The sequence below is a fragment of the Aeromonas sp. Prich7-2 genome (assembly GCF_017939255.1).
GTDB lineage: Bacteria > Pseudomonadota > Gammaproteobacteria > Enterobacterales > Aeromonadaceae > Aeromonas > Aeromonas caviae.
Genome location: NZ_JAGKRI010000003.1, coordinates 57,829 through 84,554, shown reverse-complemented (window position 1 = coordinate 84,554; position 26,726 = coordinate 57,829). Strand labels below are relative to the sequence as shown.

Annotated in this window: 25 protein-coding genes; 9 read left to right on the top strand and 16 right to left on the bottom strand. The window is 61.5% G+C overall.

Going from position 1 to position 26,726, the window contains the following annotated elements:
* Positions 1-141, top strand: a 141-nt coding sequence (locus J9892_RS00580) for a transposase (RefSeq protein ID WP_210537842.1), incomplete at its 5' end; no start/stop codon positions are given.
* A 26-nt stretch (positions 142-167) separates the two neighbouring features.
* Here the strand turns inward: J9892_RS00580 and djlA are convergent.
* The 3 genes from djlA to J9892_RS00565 are packed head-to-tail and all read right to left on the bottom strand — an operon-like array spanning position 168 to position 2,681.
* Complete coding sequence (djlA, locus tag J9892_RS00575; RefSeq protein ID WP_210537839.1) at positions 168-986, bottom strand: co-chaperone DjlA; 819 nt, start codon at positions 984-986, stop codon at positions 168-170.
* 19 nt (positions 987-1,005) lie between these two features.
* Entirely contained in the window at positions 1,006-1,674 is a 669-nt protein-coding gene (murU, locus tag J9892_RS00570; RefSeq protein ID WP_210537837.1) for an N-acetylmuramate alpha-1-phosphate uridylyltransferase MurU, read from the bottom strand.
* On the bottom strand, positions 1,671-2,681 hold the full coding sequence (locus J9892_RS00565; RefSeq protein ID WP_043152575.1) for a phosphotransferase: 1,011 nt from the start codon (positions 2,679-2,681) through the stop codon (positions 1,671-1,673). The genes murU and J9892_RS00565 overlap by 4 nt, the downstream gene beginning before the upstream one ends.
* A gap of 174 nt (positions 2,682-2,855) precedes the next feature.
* Between J9892_RS00565 and lptD the strand changes: the two genes are divergently transcribed.
* From lptD to J9892_RS00535, 6 genes are read left to right on the top strand one after another with little or no spacing between them, the layout of a single operon-like run.
* Complete coding sequence (lptD, locus tag J9892_RS00560; protein WP_210537835.1) at positions 2,856-5,315, top strand: LPS assembly protein LptD; 2,460 nt, start codon at positions 2,856-2,858, stop codon at positions 5,313-5,315.
* Positions 5,316-5,345: 30 nt separating this feature from the next.
* On the top strand, positions 5,346-6,638 hold the full coding sequence (surA, locus tag J9892_RS00555) for a peptidylprolyl isomerase SurA (RefSeq protein ID WP_210537833.1): 1,293 nt from the start codon (positions 5,346-5,348) through the stop codon (positions 6,636-6,638).
* A 50-nt stretch (positions 6,639-6,688) separates the two neighbouring features.
* Positions 6,689-7,684 carry a 4-hydroxythreonine-4-phosphate dehydrogenase PdxA gene (gene pdxA / locus J9892_RS00550; protein ID WP_080944220.1) on the top strand — a complete coding sequence of 332 codons (996 nt, stop codon included), beginning with the start codon at positions 6,689-6,691 and terminating at the stop codon, positions 7,682-7,684.
* Positions 7,674-8,486, top strand: a complete 813-nt coding sequence (gene rsmA / locus J9892_RS00545) for a 16S rRNA (adenine(1518)-N(6)/adenine(1519)-N(6))-dimethyltransferase RsmA (RefSeq protein WP_010673207.1) — start codon at positions 7,674-7,676, stop codon at positions 8,484-8,486. The genes pdxA and rsmA overlap by 11 nt, the downstream gene beginning before the upstream one ends.
* Positions 8,487-8,490: 4 nt before the next feature.
* A complete protein-coding gene (gene apaG / locus J9892_RS00540; RefSeq protein ID WP_010673206.1) occupies positions 8,491-8,853 on the top strand; it encodes a Co2+/Mg2+ efflux protein ApaG in 363 nt (120 codons plus the stop codon).
* A gap of 6 nt (positions 8,854-8,859) precedes the next feature.
* On the top strand, positions 8,860-9,681 hold the full coding sequence (locus J9892_RS00535; RefSeq protein ID WP_113724987.1) for a symmetrical bis(5'-nucleosyl)-tetraphosphatase: 822 nt from the start codon (positions 8,860-8,862) through the stop codon (positions 9,679-9,681).
* A 126-nt stretch (positions 9,682-9,807) separates the two neighbouring features.
* On the opposite strand, the gene J9892_RS00530 is transcribed toward J9892_RS00535, so the two are convergent.
* Positions 9,808-10,293 carry a 2TM domain-containing protein gene (locus J9892_RS00530; protein WP_041211140.1) on the bottom strand — a complete coding sequence of 162 codons (486 nt, stop codon included), beginning with the start codon at positions 10,291-10,293 and terminating at the stop codon, positions 9,808-9,810.
* A 184-nt stretch (positions 10,294-10,477) separates the two neighbouring features.
* The gene (locus tag J9892_RS00525) at positions 10,478-11,467 is read right to left on the bottom strand and encodes a luciferase-like monooxygenase (RefSeq protein ID WP_103244305.1); all 990 of its coding nucleotides are present in this window, start codon (positions 11,465-11,467) and stop codon (positions 10,478-10,480) included.
* A gap of 216 nt (positions 11,468-11,683) precedes the next feature.
* On the opposite strand from J9892_RS00525, the gene J9892_RS00520 reads away from it, so the two are divergent.
* The gene (locus J9892_RS00520; RefSeq protein ID WP_210537831.1) at positions 11,684-14,569 is read left to right on the top strand and encodes an HD domain-containing phosphohydrolase; all 2,886 of its coding nucleotides are present in this window, start codon (positions 11,684-11,686) and stop codon (positions 14,567-14,569) included.
* Positions 14,570-14,639: 70 nt separating this feature from the next.
* On the opposite strand, the gene J9892_RS00515 is transcribed toward J9892_RS00520, so the two are convergent.
* The 4 genes from J9892_RS00515 to rplU form a co-directional block, all read right to left on the bottom strand.
* Positions 14,640-16,010: a YjiH family protein gene (locus tag J9892_RS00515; RefSeq protein WP_010673201.1), complete on the bottom strand. Its 1,371-nt coding sequence runs from the start codon at positions 16,008-16,010 to the stop codon at positions 14,640-14,642.
* 367 nt (positions 16,011-16,377) lie between these two features.
* On the bottom strand, positions 16,378-17,580 hold the full coding sequence (gene cgtA, locus J9892_RS00510; protein ID WP_010673200.1) for an Obg family GTPase CgtA: 1,203 nt from the start codon (positions 17,578-17,580) through the stop codon (positions 16,378-16,380).
* Positions 17,581-17,769: 189 nt separating this feature from the next.
* Complete coding sequence (rpmA, locus tag J9892_RS00505; RefSeq protein WP_010673199.1) at positions 17,770-18,027, bottom strand: 50S ribosomal protein L27; 258 nt, start codon at positions 18,025-18,027, stop codon at positions 17,770-17,772.
* Between the two features lie 17 nt (positions 18,028-18,044).
* On the bottom strand, positions 18,045-18,356 hold the full coding sequence (gene rplU / locus J9892_RS00500) for a 50S ribosomal protein L21 (RefSeq protein ID WP_005304210.1): 312 nt from the start codon (positions 18,354-18,356) through the stop codon (positions 18,045-18,047).
* A gap of 242 nt (positions 18,357-18,598) precedes the next feature.
* Here rplU and ispB point away from each other — a divergent pair, with 242 nt between their 5' ends.
* Positions 18,599-19,570, top strand: coding sequence for an octaprenyl diphosphate synthase (gene ispB / locus J9892_RS00495; RefSeq protein WP_041214598.1), 972 nt, complete (start codon positions 18,599-18,601; stop codon positions 19,568-19,570).
* A gap of 88 nt (positions 19,571-19,658) precedes the next feature.
* Here ispB and J9892_RS00490 read toward each other — a convergent pair whose 3' ends face one another.
* From J9892_RS00490 to mutL, 7 genes are all read right to left on the bottom strand, one after another.
* Entirely contained in the window at positions 19,659-19,847 is a 189-nt protein-coding gene (locus tag J9892_RS00490; protein WP_010673197.1) for a DUF2065 family protein, read from the bottom strand.
* Positions 19,848-19,938: 91 nt separating this feature from the next.
* Entirely contained in the window at positions 19,939-20,823 is an 885-nt protein-coding gene (hflC, locus tag J9892_RS00485; protein WP_010673196.1) for a protease modulator HflC, read from the bottom strand.
* Positions 20,824-20,826: 3 nt separating this feature from the next.
* Positions 20,827-21,978 (bottom strand): FtsH protease activity modulator HflK, encoded by a 1,152-nt coding sequence (hflK, locus tag J9892_RS00480; protein WP_010673195.1) that lies wholly within the window; start codon positions 21,976-21,978, stop codon positions 20,827-20,829.
* 93 nt (positions 21,979-22,071) lie between these two features.
* Positions 22,072-23,358 (bottom strand): ribosome rescue GTPase HflX, encoded by a 1,287-nt coding sequence (gene hflX, locus J9892_RS00475; RefSeq protein ID WP_010673194.1) that lies wholly within the window; start codon positions 23,356-23,358, stop codon positions 22,072-22,074.
* Between the two features lie 63 nt (positions 23,359-23,421).
* A complete protein-coding gene (gene hfq, locus J9892_RS00470) occupies positions 23,422-23,685 on the bottom strand; it encodes an RNA chaperone Hfq (RefSeq protein ID WP_011704864.1) in 264 nt (87 codons plus the stop codon).
* A gap of 72 nt (positions 23,686-23,757) precedes the next feature.
* Entirely contained in the window at positions 23,758-24,675 is a 918-nt protein-coding gene (gene miaA, locus J9892_RS00465; RefSeq protein WP_080770083.1) for a tRNA (adenosine(37)-N6)-dimethylallyltransferase MiaA, read from the bottom strand.
* A 92-nt stretch (positions 24,676-24,767) separates the two neighbouring features.
* Positions 24,768-26,651, bottom strand: a complete 1,884-nt coding sequence (mutL, locus tag J9892_RS00460) for a DNA mismatch repair endonuclease MutL (RefSeq protein WP_043152557.1) — start codon at positions 26,649-26,651, stop codon at positions 24,768-24,770.
* Positions 26,652-26,726: the final 75 nt, after the last annotated feature.

The window sequence follows — 26,726 nt, the reverse complement described above, 5'->3', positions numbered from 1 at the left end:
GCAAACTACCCGATGCACACGAGTGTGCTGGAAGGGGTGAACAACAAGATCAAAGTGATAAAGCGCATGGCATATGGATTTAGGGACTCAGAATACTTTTTTCTGAAAATCAAGGCGGCCTTCCCCGGAAAGCCGCGATGAACCATTTTTTATGGCGGGCTCAGGGCTCAGCGAATGCCGCGGGCCTCGCGGATCCACTCCCAGGCCTGCTGGATCTCCTGGGTCTTCTCTTTGGCCATCTCCATCATCTCGGGGGGCAATCCCTTGGCGGCCAGCTTGTCAGGGTGATGCTTGCTCATCTCCTTGCGATAGGCACGCTTGATCTCCTGATCGCTGTCGCTCTCGCTCACCCCGAGCAACTGATAGGCATCCTTGAGGCGATCCCGGGAGGGGGGCTCCTGGCGGTATTGCTGCCCCTGGCCACTGCCCTGCTGTTGCTGGCGATGGAAGAAGTTCATCTGGGCCTCGGCCATCGCCAGGATCCGTGCCAGCTCGATGCGGCTGAACCCCAGCTCGTCGGCGATGGTCTGCAGGATGGCGCGCTCGTTGGCCTCCACCTTGCCATCGGCAAAGGCGGCCTGCAGCTGCACCTCGAGGAAGAAGCGCAGGATGTCCCGCTGCCCCTGGCTCGCCTGGCGAAACTCCGCCAGGGTGTCCCGCAGCGGGAAGTCGCTCTCCTTGCCCTGACGGAAGGACTCCTGGGCCCGCACCCGCTGCTCGCCAGAGAGGCGCATCCTGTCCATCAGGTTGGAGGCGACCCGGATCTCGTGCTCCGTGACCTGGCCGCTCGCCTTGGCGATGTGGCCCATGACGGCGAAGGTGGCGTGGAAGAAGACCGCCTGTTGCTGCTGGCTGGGGGCGCGGCGGAAACTCATGCCCATGCCCCGATCGAAACGGTGGCCTATCCAGAGGCCGAGCAGGGCTCCGAAGATGTTGCCGAGCAGAAAACCGAAGAAGGCGCCAAGCACCTTACCCCAAATACGCATGGTTCAAGACCTCGTGATGTTAGTGAGTGCCGGCAAGCAGTTGCTCATCCAGCGCGCGCAGCCGATCGACGGTGCCGATGTCGCGCCACTCGCCGGCGAGCAGGCTGCCGCCGACCCGGCCCAGCGCCATCCATTCCCGCAACAGGGGCGCCAGCTTGCGGGCGCCAGAGGGGAGGCCGGCAAAGGCAGAGGGGTGGTAGAGGCCCACGCCGCTGAAGGTGAGGGCAGGTGCGTCCAGCACTCTCCCCCCTTGCAAGGAGAAGTCCCCCTGCGGGTGCTGGGGTGGATTGGGCACCAGCCAGAGGTGGGCGAGATCATCCCCCAGTGGCCGCGCCACCAGCGCGGCATAGTCGAGATCGAGCCAGGTATCGCCGTTGATCACCAGGAAGGGGTCGCTGCCGAGCAGCGGCAGCGCCTGCACTATGCCGCCGGCGGTCTCGAGCGCGCTCTCTTCGGCCGACCAGTGGATGGATACCCCGAGCGCACTGCCATCGCCGAGGGCCGCCACCAGCTTGTGTCCGAGCCAGGCGTGGTTGATGACAAGTGTGGTCACGCCGGCTGCCTTGAGTTTTTCGATATGGTGCACGATGAGGGGCTTGCCCCCCGCCGCCAGCAGCGGCTTGGGCAGCAGATCGGTGAGCGGACGCATCCGCTCGCCGCGCCCGGCGGCCAGGATCATCGCCTTCATGGTGTCACCCCGGTGCGCGCCAATCCGGGCAGCACCACCTGCTCCAGCCACTGGCCGAAGCGGGCCAGCACCGGATAGGCGGCGCCATGGCTGCGACAGACATCGACCACATAGCCCAGGGTGCGGGGAATGTCCTTGAGGTAGCCGGCCTTGCCATCGCGGTGATAGAGGCGGGTGAAGAGACCCGCCGCCTTGAGATGGCGCTGCATGCCGGTGAGATCGGCTGCGCGACGAAACGCGGCATAGTCCAGATTGCCGAGCAGGCCGGCCCCTTGCAGGGTGTCGAAGCCAAGTCGCATGCCCTGCTCGATCACCGCGTCCGGCCAGCGCACGTAGCAATCTTTGAGCAGGGAGACCAGGTCATAGCTCAGCGGCCCGATGACCATGTCCTGGAAGTCGATAAGGGCGAGGTCGCTCTCCTTCGGGTTCATCCCGCCGCACACCATCAGGTTGCGGCTGTGGAAGTCCCGGTGCATCACTCCTTGTGGCTGGGCCTGGTTGCTCGCAGTGAGGCAGGCGAAGGTCTCCGCCAGCAACTGCTGCTCTTCATCGCTCAGGGTCAGTTGCAGGTGATGTCCCAGCAACCACTCGGGGAAGATGGCATTTTCGCGGGCCATGAAGGCCTCATCGAAGGGCTCGAGCTCGAGCGCCACGGTGCCGAGCCTTGGCAGCAGGGCGATGGCCTTGCCATACCAGGCCAGTACGCTCGCTTCGTTCAGGCAGCCGATAAGTTGGGTATCCCCCAGGTCCGTCACCGCCAGCAATCCCTGCTCGTAGTCGACCCCCTTTACCTCGGGGGCCAGCAGCCCCGTATCGTGCAGGGCGGCTGCATTGCGAACGAATTCATGATTTTTTTCGGTTTTCGGATTAGCATCCACCCACACCAGACCGCCGCCCCGGAAGTAGCGGCGGAAACTGGCGTCACCGGAAATAAGCGTCAACGAGAGGTTGGCGTCACCGGAAATCCGGCGAGCCCATTGCAAAAGCAGGGAAGCGCGATCGTGCATGAGTCGGGAACCAAATTGGAAAGCAGCACTTGGCTGTTAGCCCTGGCCGCAATAATGCTTTATCATTGCCGGCTAACATAAAGCAATGACATGCAATGTCAACTCGATGGATCCTGACATAAAATGCATGCCCTGAATCCACCGTTTTTACTACGGATTGCGCGAGCCTTTCACATGACAAAATGGACACTGGGATACTCCTGTCCCATCGCCCTGACCATCAGCCTTGTTCCTGCCCTGAGCCCGCTCATGGCCCAGGCAGCGCCACTCAATGCGCCACCCGCTACCGGGATCCTCGACAGCCTCTGCTATGACTATGTCCCCAAGATAGAGAAGCCCACTGCGGGCCAGGACGCCAATGCCCAACCCGTCGAGGTGGATGCCGATCGCCTGGAGGCCAAGCAGGGCGGTACCGCCGTCTACGAGGGTGACGTCAAGGTGCGCCAGGGCGTGCGCAAGTTCGACTCCGACTATGCCCAGCTCGACCAGAAGAGCCGGGATGTCATCGCCATCGGCAACATCTATTACAACGATGGCCAGATCACGGTCACCAGCGACAAGACCCTGAAATCCAACCTGGACACCAAGAACTCCGAACTGGAAGAGGGCAAATATCAGGTCCATGGCTCACCGGTGCGCGGCTTCGCCGAAAAGGTGACCATGACCAACAACAACCAGAACATCACTCTGGAAGGGGCCCAGTACACCACCTGCCCACCGGGCCAGGAGGCCTGGACCCTGAAGGCCGGCAGCATCGACATCGATCAGTCCGAGGTATTCGGGGAGGCCTGGAACGCCAGCCTCTGGCTCTATGACTATCCGGTCTTCTACTTCCCCTATATCAACTTCCCCATCAAGGATGAGCGCAAGACCGGTCTGCTCTACCCGGGCTATACCCAAAGCTCCAAGAACGGCATGGACATCACCCAGCCGTTCTACTGGAACATCGCCCCCAACTACGATGCCACCATCACCTCCCGCTTCATGGACAGACGGGGCCTGATGGAACAGGTCGAGTTCCGCTACATGCCGGACCCGGCCCACGTGGGGAGCCTCTACTTCGAGAACCTGGCAGACGACAAGCAGTACGACGAGACGGCCAGCCTCAATCAGCATCTCTCTGACGGTCACCGCTACCTGCTCAGTGCCCGCCACACCTCCATGTTCCTGGACAACGCCATGCGGGTGTCGGTGGACTACACCAAGGTACGGGACCAGGACTACAACTACTTCAACGACTTTACCCCCAAGGTGGGGACCCAAGTCGACAACCAGTTGCAGCAATCCCTGAAGGCAGGTTACTACCAGCAGAACTGGAACCTCGATGCCGAGGTACGGACCTACCAGATCCTGCTGGCCAGCGCCCAGCAGCCCCACGAGCTGATGCCGCGCATCAACCACAACTACTACCAGCAGGGCAGCTGGTACGATCTGGCCTGGAATACCGAGCTGACCAACTTCGGCTACAACAACGATCAGGCCATCGAGCAGAACAAGGGGGAAGCCTATACCGGCACCCGGGTCTACACGGCCCCCACCCTGACCATCCCCCTCGTTGACGAGGCGGGCTACTTCCTCGACAGCCAATACAAGCTGATGTACACCCGTTACGACCAGACGGTACCGGACAACATGAGCCAGGCATTCCGTGACAAATTTGATCCAACGTCAAAAGGCATCAATACCGGAACCGGGAAACAAGAAAATGTCACTCTGGAAGAGGGGGCCATCACCCGGGTACTGCCCTCGTTCCGTCTCAAGGGCGGCATGACCTTCGAGCGGGATCAGCAGTGGTTTGGTGAGGGAGCCAGCCAGACCCTGGAACCTGAATTCCAGTACCTCTATGTGCCCTACAAGGATCAGGACAACATCGGTGTCTATGACTCCACCACCATGCGCCAGGACTACTACAGCCTCTTCAGCGATCGCCGCTTCGCCGGTCTGGACCGCATCAGCGACTCCAACCGGCTCTCCTTGGGGGTCACCACCCGCATTTATGATACGGCCGGGGATGAACGAATCCGGTTGGCCGTTGCCCAAGCCTTCGACTTCGTTGCGCCCAGGGTCAAGCTTTACAGCAGCGATGAGCTGAGCACCAATACCCGCTCCCCGCTGTCGTTCGAGGGGGACGCCAAGATCAACGAGCAGTGGTATGCCCATGCGGGGGCACAATATGATATGGAACAGCGCCAGATAAGCTCTGCCAACAGCGCCCTGGAGTACCGTCACGAGAAGTTGATCAGCCAATTGAACCACCGCTTCGTGCGGGATGCCAACTACGACCTCGACCACAAGGGCCAGGTGACGGATCTCAACCAGATCGGCCTGCTGCTGACCACCCCGCTGGACGATCGCTGGCACCTTTATGGCGGCTACTATCAGGAGCTCAACCAGAACGTCAAAGTGGACCGCAAGGTGGGTCTGAAATACGACTCCTGCTGCTGGAGCATCAACTTCAACCTGGAATGGGTCAACACGCCAGATAACGTGAACAATACATCCACTGCCGAGCGCAGTTTCGGCATTCAATTTGAAATGAAAGGATTGGGTAGCGTGGGTACCGGCTCCAAGGGCACTTCCCTGGACACCGAAGCACTGCCTTACATTCGTCCGTTTAACCTGCGAGACCAGTAACCGGTCTGGCAAACGCCTTGAGAGATGGATATGAAGAAGACGTTGATTTCCCTGCTGACCGCAGGCCTGTTCGGAGTCATGAGCCAGGGAGCCCTCGCCGCCCCCGAGCTGATGGACAAGGTGCTGGCCGTGGTCAACAAGGATGTGGTGCTGGCCAGTCAGCAGGAGGCCCTGGTGCAAAAGGTCAAGGCCTCTGCCCAGGAGAGCGGCCAGTCCCTGCCCGATGACGTCACCCTGCGCAAGCAGGCACTGGATCGCCTGATCCAGGAGAGCCTGCAACTGCAACTGGCGGAGCGCCAGGGGCTCAAGATCAGTGACACCCAGCTGGAACAGGCCATTCAGAGCATCGCCGCCGACAACAAGATGAACCTGGAGCAACTGCGCGCCCAACTGGAGCGGGAAGGCCTGACCTACGCCCAGTACCGGGAAGAGGTGCGCCGCGAGATCCTGATGAACGAGGTGCGCCGCAGCCAGGTCCGCCGTCGCATCAACATCTCCGATCAGGAGGTCAAGCAGGTGGTCGAGGCCCTGAGCAAACAGGGCCAGCAGCAGACGTCATATCATATCGGCCATATCCAGGTCGCGCTGCCGGACAACCCGAATGCCGAGCAGCTCAACGCAGCCAAGGCCAAGATCGAGCGCATTCTGGCGTCCCTGAAAGAGGGGGCCGACTTCCGCAAGCTGGCCATTGCCGAGAGTAACGGTCCCAAGGCGCTGGAAGGGGGTGACTGGGGCTGGTTGAGCCAGCAGGAGATGCCCACCCTGATGGCGGAAGCCGTGCAAGGGGCCGGCAAGGGTGACATCGTCGGCCCGCTGCGCTCCGGCGCCGGTCTGCACATCATCAAGATCTTCGACACCAAGGGTCAGCAACAGGTCATGCAGACCGAGGTCAAGGCGCGCCACATCCTGATCAAGCCCTCCATCATCCTGAGCGAGGAGAAGGCCAAGGGCACCCTGGACGGCATCCTGCACGACATCAAGAGCGGCAAGGCGAGCTTCGCCAGCATGGCGGAGAAGTACTCCGAAGACCCGGGCTCTGCGGTGCAGGGTGGCGAGCTGGGCTGGTCCGATCCCAACGTCTATGTGCCGGAGTTCCGCGACATGGTCAACCGCCTGCAACCGGGCCAGATCAGCGAACCCTTCCGCACCAGCCACGGCTGGCACATAGTGCAACTGGAAGATCGCCGCAGCCAGGACGCCACCGGCAAGGCCCAGGAGCAGCGCGCCTATCAGCTTATCTTCAACCGCCGCTTCACCGAAGAGTCCCAGGCCTGGCTGGATGAGCTGCGCGACGAAGCCTACATCCAGATCGAACCCAATTGATGGGCGACAAGCAGATGAACAAGGCGCATCCAGGGCACGCCGAGGCACAGCTGAGCTGCCACCGGCTTGCCATCACCCCGGGTGAACCGGCCGGGATCGGTCCGGATCTGGTCCTGCAGATTGCCCAGCGGGCCTGGCCCCATCAGCTGGTGGTGATTGCCGATCCCGCCCTGTTGCGCGAACGGGCCGCCCTGCTAGGGCTGTCCGTCGAGCTTGAACCCTATGACGAAAGCGCCCCCACCCGTCCGCAGCGGGCGGGGACTCTGACCGTCTGCCCCGTGCCGCTCGGCGCCCCCGTGGTGCCAGGCAAGCTGGATGAGGGCAACGGCGCCTATGTGCTGGCTACCTTGCAGCGCGCCTGCGACGGCAACCTGAGCGGCGAATTCGCCGCCGTGGTAACCGGGCCTGTGCACAAGGGGATCATCAACCAGGCGGGCGTCTCGTTCAGCGGTCACACCGAGTTCTTCGCCCAGCAGTCCGACACCGCCGATGTGGTGATGCTGCTGGCCACCGAAGGGCTGAGAGTGGCCCTCGCGACCACCCATATTCCCCTTGCCTATGTTGCCAAGGCCATCACCGAGGATCGCCTTGGCAAGGTGATCCGCATCCTGGATGCGGATCTCAAGCGCAAGTTCGGCATCGAACACCCCCGGATCTATGTCTGCGGCCTCAATCCCCATGCCGGGGAAGGGGGTCATCTGGGCCGTGAAGAGATCGATGTCATCGAACCCGCCCTGGCCGCCCTGCGCCAGGAAGGGATCGATCTGGTCGGCCCGCTGCCAGCCGATACCCTGTTCCAGGACAAATACCTCAAGGATGCGGATGCGGTACTCGCCATGTACCACGATCAGGGGCTGCCCGTGCTCAAGTACAAGGGCTTTGGCAACTCGGTCAACATCACCCTCGGACTTCCCTTCATCCGTACCTCGGTGGACCACGGCACAGCGCTGGATCTGGCAGGCAAGAACCTGGCAGACCCCGGCAGCCTCACCACCGCGATCAACCACGCCATCCAGATGGTAGAGAAAAAAAGATATGAGCAGTAAGGTGCACATGGGCCACACGGCCCGTAAGCGTTTCGGTCAGAACTTCTTGCACGACCGGTATGTGATCGACCAGATAGTGGCCGCCATCAACCCGCAACCGGGTCAGAATCTGGTGGAGATAGGCCCGGGTCTGGCTGCGCTCACCGAGCCGGTCGCCGCCCAGATGGACAAGATGACCGTGGTCGAGCTGGACCGGGATCTTGCCGCACGTCTGCGCGAACACCCGACCCTCAAGGAGAAGCTGACCGTCATCGAAGCCGATGCCATGCGCTTTGACTTCAGTACCCTGATGGGGGAAGGCAAGGGGCCGCTGCGCATCTTCGGCAACCTGCCCTACAACATCTCCACCCCCCTCATCTTCCACCTGTGCGAATTTGCCGACCGGGTGGAGGACATGCACTTCATGCTGCAAAAGGAAGTGGTGCTGCGTCTGGCCGCCGGCCCGGGCAGCAAGGCCTATGGCCGTCTGAGCGTGATGACCCAGTACTACTGTCAGGTAGTGCCGGTGCTGGAAGTGGGCCCGGGCGCCTTCAAGCCGGCGCCGAAGGTGGATTCCGCCGTGGTGCGTCTGATCCCGCACAAGAACCCGACTATCGTCGCGAAAGACATTCGTTGCCTGAACCGGGTCTGCACCGAAGGCTTCGGCCAGCGTCGCAAGACCATTCGCAACAGCTTCTCCAACTTCATCACCGACGCCCAGCTGACCGAGCTTGGCATCGATGGCAACCTGCGCCCGGAGAATCTCTCCCTCGAGCAGTTCGTCACGATCGCCAACTGGCTGGCCGACCAGCAACAGGCCTGATCCCATGACCCAAGCCCGGATAGTGGTCCGCCCCCACCCCAGCTATGTGGCGGGAACCGCAGATCCCTACCATTTTCTCTATCGCATCGAGATTGAGAACCTGGGTCCGGGCACGGTGCAACTGCTGCATCGACGCTGGCTCATTACGGATGCCAATGGCAAGATGCTGGAAGTGGAAGGTCCCGGCGTGGTCGGTGAACAACCCCTGATCGCCCCCGGCGAGACCTTTTCCTACCAGAGTGGCGTTCCCCTCGCCACACCGCTTGGCGTGATGGAAGGCAGCTACATCCTGCAGGATGAATCGGGGCAACAATTCGAAGCCCCCATCGCCCCCTTCACGCTGGCCGTCCCCAACATAATCAACTGAGGTTTCATGGCGAACTGTTTCGTCGGTGATATCCAGGGCTGCTACGACGATTTGCGCCGTCTGCTGGATCTTGCCGAGTTCGACTTCGATAACGACACGCTCTGGCTGTGCGGCGATCTCGTCGCCCGGGGGCCGGACTCCCTCAACACCCTGCGTTTCGTCAAATCACTGGGGCAGCAGGCCGTCACCGTGCTCGGCAACCACGACCTGCACCTGCTGGCGGTGGCCCACGGAGTCGCCCCGCTCAAGAAGAAAGACAAGCTGCAGGCGCTGATGGAGGCGCCGGATCGGGACGAGCTGCTGGAGTGGCTGCGTCACCGTCCCCTGCTGGCAGAACACCCCGACCTGCCCATCATGATGGTGCATGCGGGCCTCTCCCCCGCCTGGGACGCCCACACCGCCCGCAGTTGTGCCCGGGAGGTGGAGAGCCTGCTGCGCGGGGATCAGTACAGCTGGCTGCTGCACAACATGTATGGCGATCAGCCCGACAGCTGGAACGACAACCTGCTGGGCATAGAGCGTTACCGCTACATCATCAACAGCTTCACCCGGATGCGCTTTTGCTACTTCGACGGGCGCCTCGACTTCAAATGCAAGAAGGGCCCCACCGAATCGCCCCCGGGCCTGCGCCCCTGGTTCGAGCAGCGCGAGCACCATGTGGATGACCCCATCCTGGTCTTCGGCCACTGGGCGGCCCTGATGGGCAACACCGGCAAATCCGATATCAAGGGACTCGACACCGGGTGCGTCTGGGGCAACAGCCTCACCCTGTGGCGCTACGAGGACGACGCCCTGATCGCCACCCCCTGCCCGGCCTATGCCAAGTAGAGCGGCTCTTTGCGGAACAAGGGAATGATCCGCCGTTGAGAGGAGAGCAATGCCCTCTCCTGCGAAATGGAGCTGAAAACAGAACGGGCCCGGCAATGCCGGGCCCGTTTTTTCATGATGAGCGGATCAGAGCCTGCGCCCCAGCCGTTTCTCGACCTGGCGCCGCTCCCATTCCGGGCCAAACAGCTTGAAGGGCTGGAACAGGTTGATGGCGTGAGAAGCCAATCCCAACCCCCAGCCCAGCATGGGCCACCAGGCCCAGATATAATCCGGGTTGCTCAGGTAGTTGATGACAAACAGCCCCCCTATCACCAGCACATAGCTCATGAGGTGGCCGTAGAAGCCCCTGAGCCCCTCCACGAACTTCATCGCCTCCCGCTCATCCCGCGCCACCTGCACGCGTCCCCGATCTTCGCCCTCATTCCCTTTCATCTCGCTCTCCTGCAGTTGGGTCACATCGAGCTCGAAGACGGCGGCCAGGGCCTTGAGGGATTCCAGTCCAGGTTGCTGGCCCTGCTCTATTCGCTGAATGGTGCGAACGCTCAGGCCAGTGAGGGTCGCCAGCTGTTCCTGGGACCATCCCCGTTGCAATCTCAACTTCCTGACGATCATCTTGCGCTCCTTGTGGTGATTGACAGGGCCAGCATAGGGAAAGGGGATGAGAGGGGACACGACAGATGGCCGACACTCACCTGACTTCCTTTAAAAATCATAAACTTACCACCACGCAATCGTGGCTTTTGCACCCCGAGCAGCCAGGCTTGGCGTGCCGCTGGCGGCCAGGCGTCGCGGGGGGTTACAACCCCTGCATCAGCTCGGCACCAATCTCGAAGGAGCGCAGGCGCGCCTGATGATCGACGATGGGGCCGTTGAACATCAACTCGTCCGCTCCGGTCTCTGCCAGCAGAGCCTTGAGGCCGTGGCGTACCCGATCCGGCTCCCCCACCAGGGAGCGAGCCAGAGTCTGCTCCATCGCCATCAATTCGCGGGGAGACCACTCATCCCCCAGCGTCTGCACCGGCAGTGGCAGCTTGCCGGCATCCCCCCGGTAGAGACGCAGGAACTGCTGCTGCAGGGTGGTGAACAGGAAGCGGGCCTCACGGTCGGTGTCGGCGGCGATCAGATTGACGCACACCACCGCATGGGGTTTTGGCCAGCGGGCAGAGGGACGGTATTGGGTACGGTAGATCTCCAGCGCCTGCAGCAACATGGCGGGAGCGAAGTGGGAAGCAAAGCCGAACGGCAACCCCATGGCCGCAGCCAGTTGGGCACTGTAGAGGCTGGAGCCCAGCAGCCAGATGGGCACATGGAGTCCCTGACCCGGCACCGCCTGCACGGCACCGACCTCGTCGCCAAAATAACTCATCAGTTCGCGTACATCCGCCGGGAAATCATCCACCTCGCCGCTGCGCTGGCGGCGCAGCGCGTGCATGGTGCGCTGATCGCTGCCAGGGGCGCGGCCCAGGCCGAGATCGATGCGATCCGGATAGAGGGAACTCAGCGTACCGAACTGCTCCGCAATGACCAGGGGGGAGTGGTTCGGCAACATGATGCCGCCAGCCCCGAGCCGCAACGTCGTGGTGCCCCCGGCCAGGTGGCCAATCAGCACCGCTGTGGCGGCGCTGGCAATGCCCGGCATGTTGTGGTGCTCCGCCAGCCAGTAGCGGTGGTAACCCCAGCGCTCCGCATGGCGAGCCAGATCCAGCGAGTGGCGAAACGACTCGGACGGCAGGCCACCTTCGGGAACGGGCACCAGATCCAGCACGGAATAGGGGACGACAGACATGGGACACTCCATTGGTTCACAGGGCGTTTATCAGGGGAGCAATGTAGCACGAGATATCTGAACGAATCATCTCACCACAGGGCAAGGGCGCAGCGCGAAGGCTGGCTGTTGATTTGGGGCCGAAGAGCGCAAGATCGAGTCCTAGGCTTTTTGTCATCCAGCAAGCACACTGTTAGGTGACCAATACGGCGATCGCCAGGGGACAAGGATCCGTCCATGACAAACGCAAGTCTCAGTCGCAGACCCTTTTACGTACACATTGCCACCCTTTTCATCCTGCTCTTCTCCTTGCTGGGGGGCGCCCTCATCGTGCTGCAGTTCCAGCAGGGCATGCAGCAGGGGCTGGAGCACGAACGTCAGAGCTTCCAGCAATACCGGGAGCAGCTTGCCCTCGCCATCAAGCTGAACCAGCGACCGGCCCGCATGTCCCTGAATCTGCTGCGCAGCGGCCAGCTGTCCGCCATGACAGACCTCGAGACGCGGCTAGCCTTCCTGCCCCAGCTGGCGGAAGTGCTGGCCAACAGTACCAGTTACGGTGCCATCTATGCCGGTTACGAGGACGGCGATTTCTTTCTGGTACGCAAGCTGACCGAACGGGCGAGAGGGGTGCTGGAGGCGCCTCCGCCCGAGAGCCGCCTGCTGGTCCAGAGCCTGCATCAGGGACAGGGAAAGTTCCTCTATTTCGACCAGCGGCTGCGGCTGCTGGAGCGGCGCCCCATGCCGGACTACCGTTTCGATCCTCGAGATCGGGGCTGGTACAAGGAGGCGCGCTGGAGCACGGGCATCATAGTGACCCACCCCTACCTCTTCTTCACTACCCGGGAGCCAGGCATGACACTGGCGGTGGAGAGCGACGATCGCCGGGCGGTGATCGGGCTCGATGCGGGCGTGGAGGGGCTCTCTTCCCTCATCGGCGAGTTGCCCCTGCCCGGTCACAGCCAGCTGGTGCTGTTTGACGAGGTCGGGACCCTGCTGGCCACGGATCCCGAGCGCCTCCCAAGCTTCGAGCAACTGAGCCGCCTGCCCATGCTGTCGGCCCTCAATCACCCCATTCTCACCAGGCTGCAACAGGAGATGGCCGCGCGGCCTGCCCTGCTGCATCACCCCGCCGAGCTGACCCTGGCAACGGTTCAGGGTCAGGAGTGGCTGGTCAATCTCTCCTCCCTCGGGGAAGAGTCCCCGTTTTATCTCGCCCTCCTGGTGCCCACCGAGGTGCTCACCGCCCCGGCGCGCCAGGATGCGCTGCACAATCTCGCCTGGGCCCTTGCCGGTCTGCTGCTCCTGCTGCCCGTCATCTGGCTGGCTGCCCGGCGCACTGCCGCCCCCTTGCTGGTATTGACCGGGGAGGCTGAGCGGATCCAGCACTTCGACTTTGGCGAAAGCCCGGGGCCGGATTCGGCAATCCGCGAAATTGACGACCTCGCCCGCGCCATGTCCAGCATGCGCCTGACCCTCGGCAATTTCATGAACATGGGCCGGGCACTGGCGGCAGAGCATCGCTTCGATTCATTGCTCAGCCGCATCCTGCACGAGACGGTGGCGGCTGCCCAGGCCGAGGGCGGCTGCCTCTTCCTGGCCCAGGAGAGCGAGATGCAGGCCGTTCATGCCATCTGGCAGGGGCAGCCGCTGGCGTGCGAACAGGTACAGTGGCAGGCGGCGCTGCTCGGCGGACTCTACCACACGGATCGCCTCAGCCTGCCCCTCGACGAGGCACAGTGGGCCCGCTACCTCACCGACTGGGGCCCCTTCCCCGGTGCCTGCCAACTGCTGGTCGAGCCCCTTCACAACCACCGTCAGGAGCTGATCGGCTGCCTGCTGCTGATCCTGCCAGACTGCTCGGCCCGCGAACTGGCCTCGCGCATCAGCCTCATCGAGGCACTAGCGGGCACCTCCTCCTCCGCCATCGAAAACCAGCGCCTGCTGGAGGAGCAGAAGCAACTGCTGGAAGCCTTCATCGAGCTCATCGCCGGTGCCATCGATGCCAAGAGCCCCTACACCGGCGGCCACTGCCAGCGGGTGCCGGAACTGGCCAGGATGCTGACCCAGGCAGCCTGCTCACAGCAGACGGGGCCCTTTGCCGATTTCCGGCTCAACGAAGAGGAGTGGGAGGCCATCCATATCGCGAGCTGGCTGCACGACTGCGGCAAGGTCACCACCCCGGAGTTCGTGGTGGACAAGGCGACCAAACTCGAGACCATTTACGACAGGATCCACGAGATCCGCACCCGCTTCGAGGTGCTCAAGCGGGATGCCCACATCGAGGCACTCTGCGCCCTGCTGCCCCCATCCGGGCAGCAGGCCGCCCTCGAGGCCCTGCTCCCCCTCTGGCACACCCTGGATCAGGAGTTTGCCTTCGTGGCCGAGTGCAATCTGGGGGGCGAGTGGATGGCGCCGGAGAAACTCGCCAGGCTGGATGCCATTGCCAGCCGCACCTGGTTGCGCACTCTGGACGATCGGCTCGGTATCAGTCAGGAGGAACGCAAGCGCCACCAGGAGGCCCCCTCTCCCCTCCCCTGCCGAGAGTCGCTGCTCGCCGACAAGGCGGTCCATCTCATCCCTCGCCCCGAGCACGACAATCTCGCCCGACACAACCCATGGGGCTTCAAGGTGCGGGTGCCCACCCACCTCTACAACCGGGGGGAGCGCTACAACCTCGCCATCGGCCGTGGCACCCTCACCGAAGAGGAGCGCTACAAGATCAACGATCACATCATCCAGACCATACGCATGCTGGAGAAGCTCCCCTTCCCCCGCCATTTGCGCAAGGTGCCGGAGATTGCGGGGGGCCATCACGAGCGGATGGACGGCACGGGCTATCCGCGCCAGTTGCAAGGGGGGCAGATGAGCATTCCCGCCCGCATCATGGCCATTGCAGACATCTTCGAGGCGCTGACGGCGAGCGATCGCCCCTACAAGTCTGGCAAAACGGTCTCCCAGTCCCTGACCATCATGGTGAAGATGGTGCAGGAACAGCACATAGACCCGGCCCTGTTTGCCCTCTTCATCGAGAGCGGCATCTGGCGGGACTACGCCAGACGCTTCCTCGCCCCCGAGCAGCTGGACGAGGTCGAATGCCAGGCCCTGCTGGCAGGATCACACTGACCTTCCGCCAGCACTCGCCCATAAAAAAACGGTCAACCCGGGTTGACCGTTTTTCGTTCCACTTCGCCCCTTAGAACAGCAGGTGCGCCACACCGGCAATCACCGGCAGGGTGACCAGGGTGCGCAGCAGGAAGATGACGAACAGCTCCCACAACTTGACCGGGATCTTGCTGCCCAGCAACAGAGCGCCCACTTCCGACATGTAGATGAGCTGGGTGACCGACATGGCGGCGATCACGAAGCGGGTGATGTCGCTCTCGATGGTGGAGGCCAGCACCGCCGGGATGAACATGTCGGCGAAGCCCACCATGATGGTCTTGGAAGCAGCTTCCGCCTCCGGCAGTTGCAGCAGCTCGAGCAAAGGCACGAAGGGCGCCCCCAGCCAGTTGAACACCGGGGTGTGCTCCGCCAGCATCAGGGCACAGGTCCCGACGGCCATCACCACCGGCAGCACGCCAAATACCATGTCCAGGGCGTTTTTCACCCCTTCACGCGCCACAGCGCCGAGATCCGTCATGCTGTCGGCCTTGGTCAGGGCACGATGGTAGCCGTAGCTCAGTACGCTGTGCTGATGGGGGATGGCCTCCTGCTTGCGGCACAGGGGAGTACCGTCGCTGTAGACATCCTTCTTCCAGGAGAGCGGCGGCAGGCGCGGTACCACGATGGCGGCCACCACACCGGCCAGGCAGACGGTCAGGTAGAAGGGGACGAACATATGCTCCAGCTTCACCTGGGAGATCACCACCAGACAGAAGGTGATGGAGACGGCGGAGAAGGTGGTACCGATGACGGCCGCTTCCCGCTGGGTGTAGAACTTGCCTTCATACTGCTTGCTGGTCAGCAGGATCCCGACGCTGCCATCACCGAGCCAGGAGGCGAAGCAGTCCACCGCAGAACGACCCGGCAGACGGAACACCGGACGCATGATGCGGGTCATCATGGTACCGACAAACTCCAGCAGACCAAAATCCAGCAGCAAGGGCAGCAGCAGGCCCGCAAAGATGAAGACGGAGAACAGTACCGGCAGCAGATCGTGCAGCACCAGGCCGCCGGTCGCCCCTGAGCGCAGCACCTCGGGACCGGCTTCAAAGAAGGTCAACAGCACGAAGACCCCGCCCAGCACCCGCACGCACGCCCAGAAGGGGGAGACGTTGAACAGGCTGTTGAGGAAGGGGCGTTTTACCAGGATCGCCGGTTTGAACAGCCAGGCGATCAGGGTCATCAGCATGGTGGTGGTGATGATGGCGCTGACCATGGCCACCAGATGATCGGCAAACACCGTTTGAACCAGTTTCGCCAGCACGGCGACGGGAATGGTGACATTGCCGTCATAGATGACCGGGGTCATGAACAGCAGTATCCCGATCAGTGACGGGATCAAAAACATCAGCACGTTGCGGCGAGTACGGATTGCCGGTGCTTCCAGGGTCTTTTCCAACATATAAACAGCCTTAAATGTGACTTTTCCTTCAGCCGGGCCGCCTGCATACTCATGCCCTCGCCCGGAAAACGGGCGCAAGAATAACCCAAAAAACTGCACAAACAAGCCGTTAATTGATCATTTCAAGCATAAATATTTTATCAGGCGAACCATCCATAAGAACAAACCAAAACAGTCATGCATATCGATTCAATTTGAATGGTTAGCATAATGTTTCATGCAGGTTACATTCAGGTGCGCAGTATAATCCGCAGCCACTGTCAGGCAATAAGAGACATGAAAAATATATCTATAGGGTGATCCCGTCGATCCTCCCATAAAAAAAACCGGAGCCTGTCTGGCTCCGGTCTTATCACGAACATGATGCTCAATCGCGAACGTAAATGACTTCGACGCCGTCGTCGTCCTCATCGTCCCAGTCGTCATCGTCCAGGCCATCATCGAAGGCCTTGGACGCCGCCAGGGCATCGGCTTCCGCCTTGGCCAGCTGGTTCTTGTGATAGTCATCCCACTTGAACTCCACCTTCTCGATGGCGTCTCTGGCATCTTCCGCCAACTGACGAGGCATGGTATCCAGCAGATCCAGGATGTCGTAGCACACCTTCTTGGTGCCTTCCTTGCTGATGGCGGTGATGGCGTAGACCGGACCTTCGTGGTTGAGGGCTGCCTTGACTCTGTCCATCACTTCCTGAGCCTCTTCTTCCAGGATCAGGTCCATCTTGTTGAACACCAGCCAGCGCGGCTTGCCCGCAAGCTCGGGGCTGTATTTTTCCAGCTCCCGGACGATGGTCACAGCGTTCTCGGCAGGATCGGAGCCATCCACCGGGCAGATGTCCACCAGGTGGATCAGGACGCGGCAACGCTCCAGGTGCTTGAGGAAGCGGATCCCCAGGCCTGCACCCTCAGCAGCCCCTTCGATGAGGCCGGGAATGTCTGCAATGACGAAGGAGCGGGAGTTCTCGCCACGTACCACACCCAGGTTCGGTACCAGGGTGGTGAAGGGGTAGTCTGCCACTTTCGGACGGGCCGCAGAAACGGCGCGAATGAAGGTGGACTTGCCTGCGTTGGGCAGACCCAGCATGCCGACATCCGCCAGCAGCAGCAGCTCCAGCCTCAGGGTACGCACTTCACCCGGGGTGCCGTTGCTCTTCTGGCGCGGCGCCCGGTTGACCGAGCTCTTGAAGCGGGTGTTGCCAAGGCCGTGGAAGCCGCCCTTGGCAACCAGCAGCTTCTGATCGTGACTGGTCAAATCCCCCAGCAGTTCGCCGGTGTCTTCATCGGTGGCGCGGGTGCCGACCGGTACTCGCAGGATCTTGTCCTTGCCGCGACGACCGGTACAGTTGGCACTCTGACCGTTCTCGCCACGCTCGGCGGCGTGGAAGCGCTCGAAACGGTAGTCGATCAGGGTGTTCAGGTTTTCATCGGCCACCAGATACACGTCGCCACCATCACCGCCGTCACCGCCGTCCGGGCCGCCGTTCGGGATGTACTTCTCGCGGCGGAAGCTCACACAACCGTTACCACCGTCACCGGCATCGACTCGAATCTGGACTTCATCAACAAACTTCATAGGTAACCGTCACCTTAATTCGAAAAACCGATACGCAATTATAGTGATACGGGCCCCTTCGGGCGAGGCGCATCTGGCCGATGAGGGCTGTCAGCGCCGGCTCATCCGCGTGCCGTTTTTTCGTCAAACTCATCAGAAAAACAAAAGCCCCGCCAGGTTGGCGGGGCTTCGGATCCTTGCGGTCCGTAATTACTCAGCAACGATGCTGACGTACTTACGATTCTGCGGACCTTTAACTTCGAACTGCACTTTACCGTTCGCGGTAGCGAACAGAGTGTGGTCCTTGCCCAGACCAACGTTCTCACCAGCGTGGAACTTGGTGCCGCGCTGACGAACGATGATGCTGCCAGCCAGAACTGTTTCGCCGCCGAAACGCTTCACGCCCAGGCGTTTAGCTTCAGAATCGCGACCGTTGCGGGATGAACCGCCAGCTTTTTTGTGTGCCATCTATCGGACTCCTCTAATTAAGCGCTGATGCCAGTGATTTTGACTTCAGTGAACCACTGACGGTGGCCCGCTTGCTTACGGTGGTGCTTACGACGACGGAACTTGACGATAGTCACTTTCTCGCCACGGCCGTGAGCCACAACTTCAGCCACAACCTTGCCACCTTCAACGAAAGGAGCACCTACTTTGAAAGTGTCGCCTGCAGCAACCATCAGCACTTCGTTGAAGTCGATGGTAGCGCCAGTCTCAACGTTCAGCTTTTCCAGACGAACGATTTGACCTTCGGCCACACGGTGTTGTTTTCCGCCGCTTTGGAATACCGCGTACATTTGATTAACTCCGTAAAGGCGTGTCTTTTGCTCAAGGCCAGACACGCACAAAAACCTATAACAATGGGCGGGCATTCTACGCAGAACGATTTGCCGAGGCAAGGCCAATTTAGCAAAAAGTTTATTTTGTGCGCATATCTGCCCCCGTGAATAAACGCCTAACTGTAACCCATTGTGAAATCGTGTAGAATCCCCGCCATTGCTAAAAACGCAGTAAATGCTGCCGTCACGTTACGAGACTTATGGACCAACAGACTATCCGTGCGCTCTGTGCCGCCGACATGACGGCGGTCAATGAACTGATCCTGGCGAGGCTCCAGTCTGATGTCAGCCTGATCAACCAGCTGGGTTTCTATATTGTCAGTGCAGGCGGAAAACGGATGCGCCCCATGCTGACCGTGATGGCCGCACGCGCACTGGGCTATGAGGGTGAAGATCACCTGAAACTGGCCGCCATCATCGAGTTCATTCACACCTCCACCCTGCTGCACGACGACGTGGTCGACGAATCCGACCTGCGCCGCGGCCGGGAAACCGCCAACGCCCTGTTTGGCAACGCCGCCAGCGTCCTGGTGGGTGACTACCTCTACAGCCGCTCCTTCCAGATGATGAGCGAACTCTCCAACCTGAAGGTGATGGAGATCCTCTCCGATGCCACCAACACCATCGCCGAAGGCGAAGTGCTGCAGCTGATGAACTGCAACGATCCGGATACCACGGAAGAGAGCTACATGACGGTCATCTACTGCAAGACCGCCAAGCTGTTTGAAGCTGCGACCCGACTCGCCGCCGTGCTGACCCATCAGCCCGAGCCCGTCGAGCAGGCCATGACCGACTACGGCAAATACTTGGGTACCGCGTTCCAGATCATCGACGACGTGATGGACTACTGCTCCCAGAGCGAGGAGATGGGCAAGAACGTGGGTGACGATCTGGCCGAAGGCAAGCCGACCCTGCCGCTGTTGCGCGCCATGGAAGTGGGTACCCCGGAAGAGCGTCAACTGGTGCGCGATGCCATCGAGCACCGCAACGGTATGGATCACCTGGAGCGTATTCTGGGCATCCTGGATCGCACCGGTGCCCTCGAATACTCCCGCCAGCGGGCTCGGGAAGAGGCTGACAAGGCCATCGCCGCCCTCACCATCCTGCCGGACTCCCGGCACAAGCAGGCGCTGGAGACCCTGGCCCACATGGCGGTGCAGCGCAGCGCCTGATGCCAGCCGGCGGACAATAAAAAAGAGGCCAGAGGGCCTCTTTTTTATTGTCCGAATTCCCCGTGCCACTGTCGTATCAACACAGGCTCTAACGGGCCAACGCCCACAAGATGACGCCACCTGCCACCACCAGACAGCCGCCGATGCGGCGCAGCTGTTCCGGCGGCAACTCCCCGAGCAGGCGCAGCATCTGCTGCCATGCCCTGGGAGCAAGCAAGGGCCCCAATCCTTCGAAGAGCAGCAGCAATCCCAGCCCCATCAACATGGATGTCAGCATCACCTCTCCTTATCCCTGATCCCCTGCCGGTCTGTGGCCGGCAAACAAAAGGGCCTGAATCATCAGGCCCTTGGGTCATATCAACACATGTTTACTGCTTGTTGCCGTGCGGCGACTTGAGGTAGCGGAAGAACTCGCTGTCCGGTTTCAGGACCATGAGGTCGTTGCCACCGGCGAAGCTCTTGCGATAGGCCTCCATGCTGCGCACGAAACTGAAGAACTCCGGGTCCTTCTTGTAGCTGTCGGCATAGATCCTGGCGGCTTCGGCATCCCCTTCACCACGCAGTTGACGGGCATTACTCTCGGCGTCGGCGATCATCACGGTCACCTTGCGGTCGATGTCGGCACGCAGGATCTCGGCCTGCTCGCGACCCTGTGAACGGTGTTCACGGGCAACCGCAGTCCGCTCGGCACGCATCCGCTGATAGATGGAGCTGGAAACTTCCACCGGCAGGTTGATCTGCTTGATGCGCACATCCACCACCTTGATGCCGAGCTCGGAGGAGCGCGCCATCTTCATCAGGGCATCTTCCATCACGGTACTGCGCTCGCCGGAGACGATGTCCTTGATGGTGCGGTTACCGATCTCGGAACGCAGGCCGTTGTTGATCTTGCGCTTGAGCAGGTCTTCAGCCTGGATCTTGTTGCCACCACCGGTCGCCAGGTAGTACTTGGAGAAGTCCTCGATCTTCCACTTCACGTAGGAGTCGATGATGAGGTCCTTCTTCTCGGACGTAACGAAGCGATCCGCCTGGCCTTCCAGGGTCTGGATGCGGGCATCCATCTTGCGTACCTGGTCGATGAGCGGCACCTTGAAGTGCAGGCCCGGCTCGTACAGGCGCGGTTCACCGGAGTCGACCCGTTTCACCTTGCCAAACTGCACCACGATCCCCTTCTGTCCTTCATCGACGATGAAGATGGACGAGAAGCAGACCATGGCGGCCACAGCGATGACACCAATAGCTAGCTTTTTCATCTATCAGTTTCTCCCTGTGCTGAAACGATCACCGCCACGCAGCGGGGTCGGAGTGGAGTTGGCCCCTTCGTTGGACGGCTGGGCCGCCTCGACTGCCGGGGTGCCCGCAGGACGTGCCGGTTGCACGGCATTCGCCTTGCCAGAGAGCTTGTCGAGCGGCAGGTAGATCATGCTGTTGTTGCCAGCCGGCATGTCGACCACCACCTTGTTGGCCTGCTGATAGAGCTCTTCCATGGTTTCCAGGTAGATACGATCACGGGTCAGCTCGGGCGCGGCCTGATACTGGGGCAGCAGCTCGTTGAAGCGAGCGACTTCACCCTTGGCCTTCAACACGATCTGGGACTTGTAGGCTTCGGCCTCCTGCTCCAGACGTTTGACCTGGCCACGAGCCTTGGGCTCCACTTCACGGGCATAGGCTTCCGCTTCACGGATGAAACGCTGCTCATCTTCCTGGGCGGAGATGGCGTCATCAAACGCATCCTTCACCTCTTCCGGCGGACGCGCCGGCAGGAAGTTGACGTCCACGATCTGCAGACCCATCTGATAAGGCTCGATGATGCTGTCGATCACCTGCCAGGTTTCCTGACGCACCTTCTCACGACCCGTGGTCAGCACATCGTCCATCCGGGTGTGACCCACCACGTAGCGCAGGGCGCTGTCCGTGGCCTGGCTCAGGCTCTCGTCTGCATTGGTCACGCTGAACAGGTACTGCTCGGGATCGACCACGCGATACTGCACGTCCATCTCGACCCGCACCACGTTCTCATCCTGGGTCAGCATGAAACCGGACGCCGGCAGGGAACGGACAGACTCCACGTCCACCGGGATCACCCGGTCGATGAAGGTCGGTTTCCAGCGCAGGCCGGGATCCACGTTGTGGGAGTATTCGCCAAAGCGCAGCACCACGCCCCGCTCGGCTTCGCGAATGGTGTAGAAGCCGCTGACGACCCATACCACCACGGCCACCACCAGCGCGATGGAGAGGCCGAACTTGCCGACGTCACCACCACCGGATTTGCCACCACCGAGCAGACCGCCAAAACGACGGCTCACCTTGCGAAGCATCTCGTCCAGATCAGGGGGGCCCTGATTCTTGCCGTTGTTCCCCCAGGGGTCACGGTCTTTGCCATTGTTACCAGGCTCATTCCAAGCCATCAGCGTCTCCATTAATACATGCGGATGGATATCATCTCTATCGGGCCACAGAGGGGCGATGAAATCAGCAAACCAGTTATGTTCATCGACCCATCAATGCCTGATAAAGCGTTGTAAACTCTCACCTTCTTGTTTCATGAGGCGGTTCCAGTCAGCCAGTTGCAGGCGAACTTCCAGCACAAAGTCCCCCTCCTCGCTGAAACCTTCCTGCTCGATACCTTTCAGCCGATAGAGCGCACTGCGCAGTCTGGCGGCGGAAGGGGGCAGTTGCAGGGTGTGATGCACCATGGAGCCGGCCAGCAGTTCGGTCAGTGCCTGGAACAGGTATTCACTGCCCTCGCCAGTCTGGGCCGACAACCAGACTCGCACCGGTCGTCCAGCCTCATCCCGTTCAAGACCAGCCGGACGATCCCCCAGCTTGTCGATCTTGTTGCAGATCATCAGTTGGGGACGGTCATCCGCCTCGATCTCGGCCAGCACACGCTGGACCGACTCGATATTCTCCTGCATCTGTTCATCGGCGCAGTCCACCACGTGCAGCAGCAGGTCCGCTTCGCGAGTCTCCTGCAGGGTCGCCTTGAAGGCCGCGACCAGATCATGGGGCAAGTGCCGAATAAATCCAACTGTATCCGCCAGGATCACATCACCCACATCCTGGATCACCAATTTGCGCAGGGTGGGGTCCAGGGTTGCGAACAATTGGTCGGCAGCATACACGCTGGCATCTGTAAGTTGGTTGAACAAAGTGGATTTTCCGGCGTTGGTATACCCCACCAGAGAAACGGTCGGCACTTCGTTGCGGTTGCGGGCACGGCGCCCCTGCTCCCGCTGCTTGGCCACCTTGTCGAGGCGGCGCAAAATGGCCTTGATGCGCTCACGCAGCAGGCGTCGGTCGGTTTCAAGCTGGGTTTCACCCGGGCCGCGCAGACCGATCCCCCCCTTTTGTCGCTCAAGGTGGGTCCAGCCTCGCACCAGACGAGTGGAAAGATGGCGCAACTGGGCCAGTTCGACCTGCAACTTGCCTTCGTGAGTGCGGGCGCGCTGGGCGAAGATATCGAGGATAAGGCCTGTCCTGTCCACGACCCGGCACTGGAACAGACGCTCCAGGTTGCGCTCCTGGGCGGGGGTCAGGGCATGGTTGAAGATGACCACATCGGCGTCCAGCATCTGGACCTGGGACGCGATCTCTTCCGCCTTGCCGCTGCCGACAAAAAATTTGGCGCTGGGTGCGCTGCGACTGGTGGTGATCACCCCCAGTGCATTGACCCCGGCCGAGCTCACCAGCATCTTGAGCTCGTCCAGATCCTCCCGCTCGCCCTCATCGCTGAAGTTGACATGTACCAGAACGGCCTGTTCACCAGCTTCGTAACGGTCAAACAAGCGCTTGCTCCTTGACAGGTATCATGATGGATCTGAGTTGGCGAGTGGACTCGCCGCAGGATATCACGCCTCGGCTTCACCCTGCTCTTCACCGGCGGCGCCCGGGGCGTGCTGGTGATGGTTGACGGCACGGGCCGGCACCACGGTGGAAATGGCGTGCTTATAGACCATCTGGCTCACGGTGTTCTTCAGCAGAATGACAAACTGGTCAAACGATTCGATCTGACCCTGCAGTTTGATGCCGTTCACCAAATAGATAGAAACAGGAATACGCTCACGGCGCAGCGCATTCAAAAACGGGTCTTGGAGAGATTGCCCCTTAGCCATCTTTCTTTTCCTTATAGTTTGTTGTTTTTAAACACCGGATATTCAATATAACAACCTGATTATACAGGAGTGTCAAGCCGGACCAGCTTGGGCGACGACCCTGGCCAGATTGCCAGACTCACCAGATTCCAACCAGGTCACATCAGGCCAACCGCGCAACCAGGTCATCTGACGCTTGGCCAACTGGCGGGTGGCAACAATGCCGCGATAACGCATCTCATCATACTCCACTTCCCCCGCCAGGTAGTCCCACATTTGGCGGTATCCCACGCAGCGAATGGAGGGAAGATCCGGGGTGAGATCCCCCCGCTCGTAAAGCGCCCTGACCTCCTGCTCGAAGCCGCTGCCCAGCATCTTGTCAAACCGCTGTTCGATGCGCTGGTGCAGCACGGCCCGATCCCTCGGCGCGATGGCAAACTGCAGCGCCCGGTAGGGCAGCCCCTCTCCCTGTACCTGGGTCAACTCGGTGAGGGTCTTGCCGCTGATGCGGTAAACCTCGAGCGCCCGGCACAGGCGCTGGGGATCGTTGGGGTGGATGCGGGCACCGGCCACCGGGTCGATGCGCACCAGTTCGTCATGGAGCGCCTGCCAGCCGAGGCGGGCAGCCTCTTCCTCGATGCCGGCCCGAATGGCGGGATCGGCGGAAGGCAGCGGAGAAAGCCCCTCCAGCAGCGCCTTGAAATAGAGCATGGTGCCGCCCACCAGCAGCGGAATGCGACCACGGTCGGCGATCTCTTTCATCTCCCGCAGGGCATCCTTGCAAAAATCCGCCGCCGAATAGCTCATGGCGGGATCCAGGATGTCGATCAGCCGGTGCGGGGCCTGTGCCAGCTCGGCTGGCGTCGGCTTGGCGGTGCCTATGTCCATGCCGCGATAGATGAGCGCGGAGTCCACGCTGATGATGTCGCAGGGCAGGGCCTGGCACAGTTCAATGGCGAGATCCGTCTTGCCGGAGGCCGTCGGCCCCATCAGAAAAATTGCAGTCGGCAAGTCAGCCACGTTAAACACTCCCTTCGGCCGCCCCTTCACGGGCGAGCCGGCATAAAACTGGTCATATGGATGCAACAGACGACGAGACGCCGTCAGTTGCCATCGGCAAACTCGGCCAGCACGTTCGCCAGCGACAACGGGCGTACCATGCGAACGTCTGCCAGTTGGTCACTGAAATCGGCAACAAGTTCCGTCAACAACCGGGTGGCAGTGGCAAAATCGTATATTTTTTCGGCACTTATGCCTTGTTCCACCAACCACTGGCATAGTACCCCAGCCTGCGCGTCGGCATCACTGTCAGATCCGCTCTCGACCAATTGCAACAATTCGGGTAAGAGGCGGGCCAGATCGGTCTGGCGCAGCAGGGCGGGCACCCGAGTCAGGATCATGGTGTCGCGTCCCCCGCTTTTCAACTCCAGCCCCATGCGTTTGAGCAGACGTTCCCGCTCCTCCACCAGGGCGACCAGGTTTTTCGGCAGCTTGAAGGAGACCGGCAGCAACAGAGGCTGGGCCGCCAGCCCCTGGCCCCAGGCATCCAGCAGCCAGTGGCGCAACAACAGACGCTCGGCGCGCACCAGGGAGAGCAGCGCCAGTTGCCCCTGACGCTCCATCAGCAGATAGGCCTGCTCGACCAGGCTCAGGGCGCGCCACTCCCCCGTTCGGGCTGGCGTCTCGACGGCACCGCTCTCGGCTCCGGGCCGGGATGCCGGCGTCGCCACCTCGGGCAGGGTGGTAAGCAAGGCGCCCATGCCTCGCATCGCGGCCCGGCTCGGGGGTTCGGGAGGCTGGTAGTGTCCTCCCCTGCCACCACCGCCTTCCCGCACGCCGTCGCCATCTCGCGCAGGGGCAGGAGCCCGATAGCCGTGTTCGGCACCGTACCACTCGGTGCGCGGCGCCTGACCCGGATAGGTGATCTCCGGGCTGCCCGGCAGCTCGACCTGGGTCTCGGCCAGGGGGGCATCGGTGGCGCTCCCTGCCCCGTCCTGGCGCAGTGCGGTAAACAGCGCCTGGAAGATGAAATCGTGGATGAGACGCGCCTGATGGAAACGCACTTCGTGCTTGGCCGGATGGACGTTGACATCCACCTGGCGGGGATCCAGCTCGATATAGAGCACATAGGCCGCGAAGCGATCGGCGGGCAGCAGCTCGTCATAGGCCTGGCGAATGGCGTGATTGATGAGCTTGTCCCGCATCATGCGGCCATTGACATAGGTGTATTGCAGGTCGTTCTGCGGCCTGGCTCCTGCCGGGGTGGCCAGCCAGCCCCACAACCGCACGTCGCTGTGTTCGCTCGATACCGCCAGGGCATGGTGCATGAAGGGGGAACCGCAGACGGCGGCGAGGCGGCGCTCCTGCTCCGCCACCGTGTTGGCCGCCTTGTACTGGCGCACCACCTTGCCGTTGTGGCGCAGGATCAGGGTAGCGTCGAAGCGGGAGAGCGCGATGCGGCGCACCAGTTCGTCGATGTGGGCAAATTCGGTCTTTTCGCTGCGCATGAACTTGCGCCGCGCCGGGGTGTTGAAGAAGAGATCCACCACCTCCACCGTGGTGCCCACCGGGTGGGCTGCCGGCTTGACGGTGACGCTCATCTCACGCCCTTCCGCCTGGGCCTGCCAGGCCTCGCTCTGCTCTGCCGTGCGGGAGGTGAAGGTGAGGCGGGAGACGGAGCTGATGGAGGCAAGCGCCTCCCCGCGAAAGCCCAGGCTGTTGATCCCTTCCAGATCGTCCAGGGTCGCCACCTTGGAGGTGGCGTGGCGCGACAGCGCCAGCACCAGCTCATCCCTGGCGACACCGCAGCCGTTGTCACGAATGCGGATAAGCTTGGCGCCTCCCTTGTCGATGTCGATCTCGACCCGGTCAGCCCCCGCATCCAGGCTGTTTTCCACCAGTTCCTTCACCACGGAGGAGGGCCGCTCCACGACCTCACCGGCAGCAATCTGGTTGGCCAGAATCGGCGGCAATATACGGATTGGCATCGCTTGCTCCTGCAGATGAAAAAGGGGAAGAGGTGGACCTGGCGCCATCAATGCTCACCGCCCCTCCCTGCCATC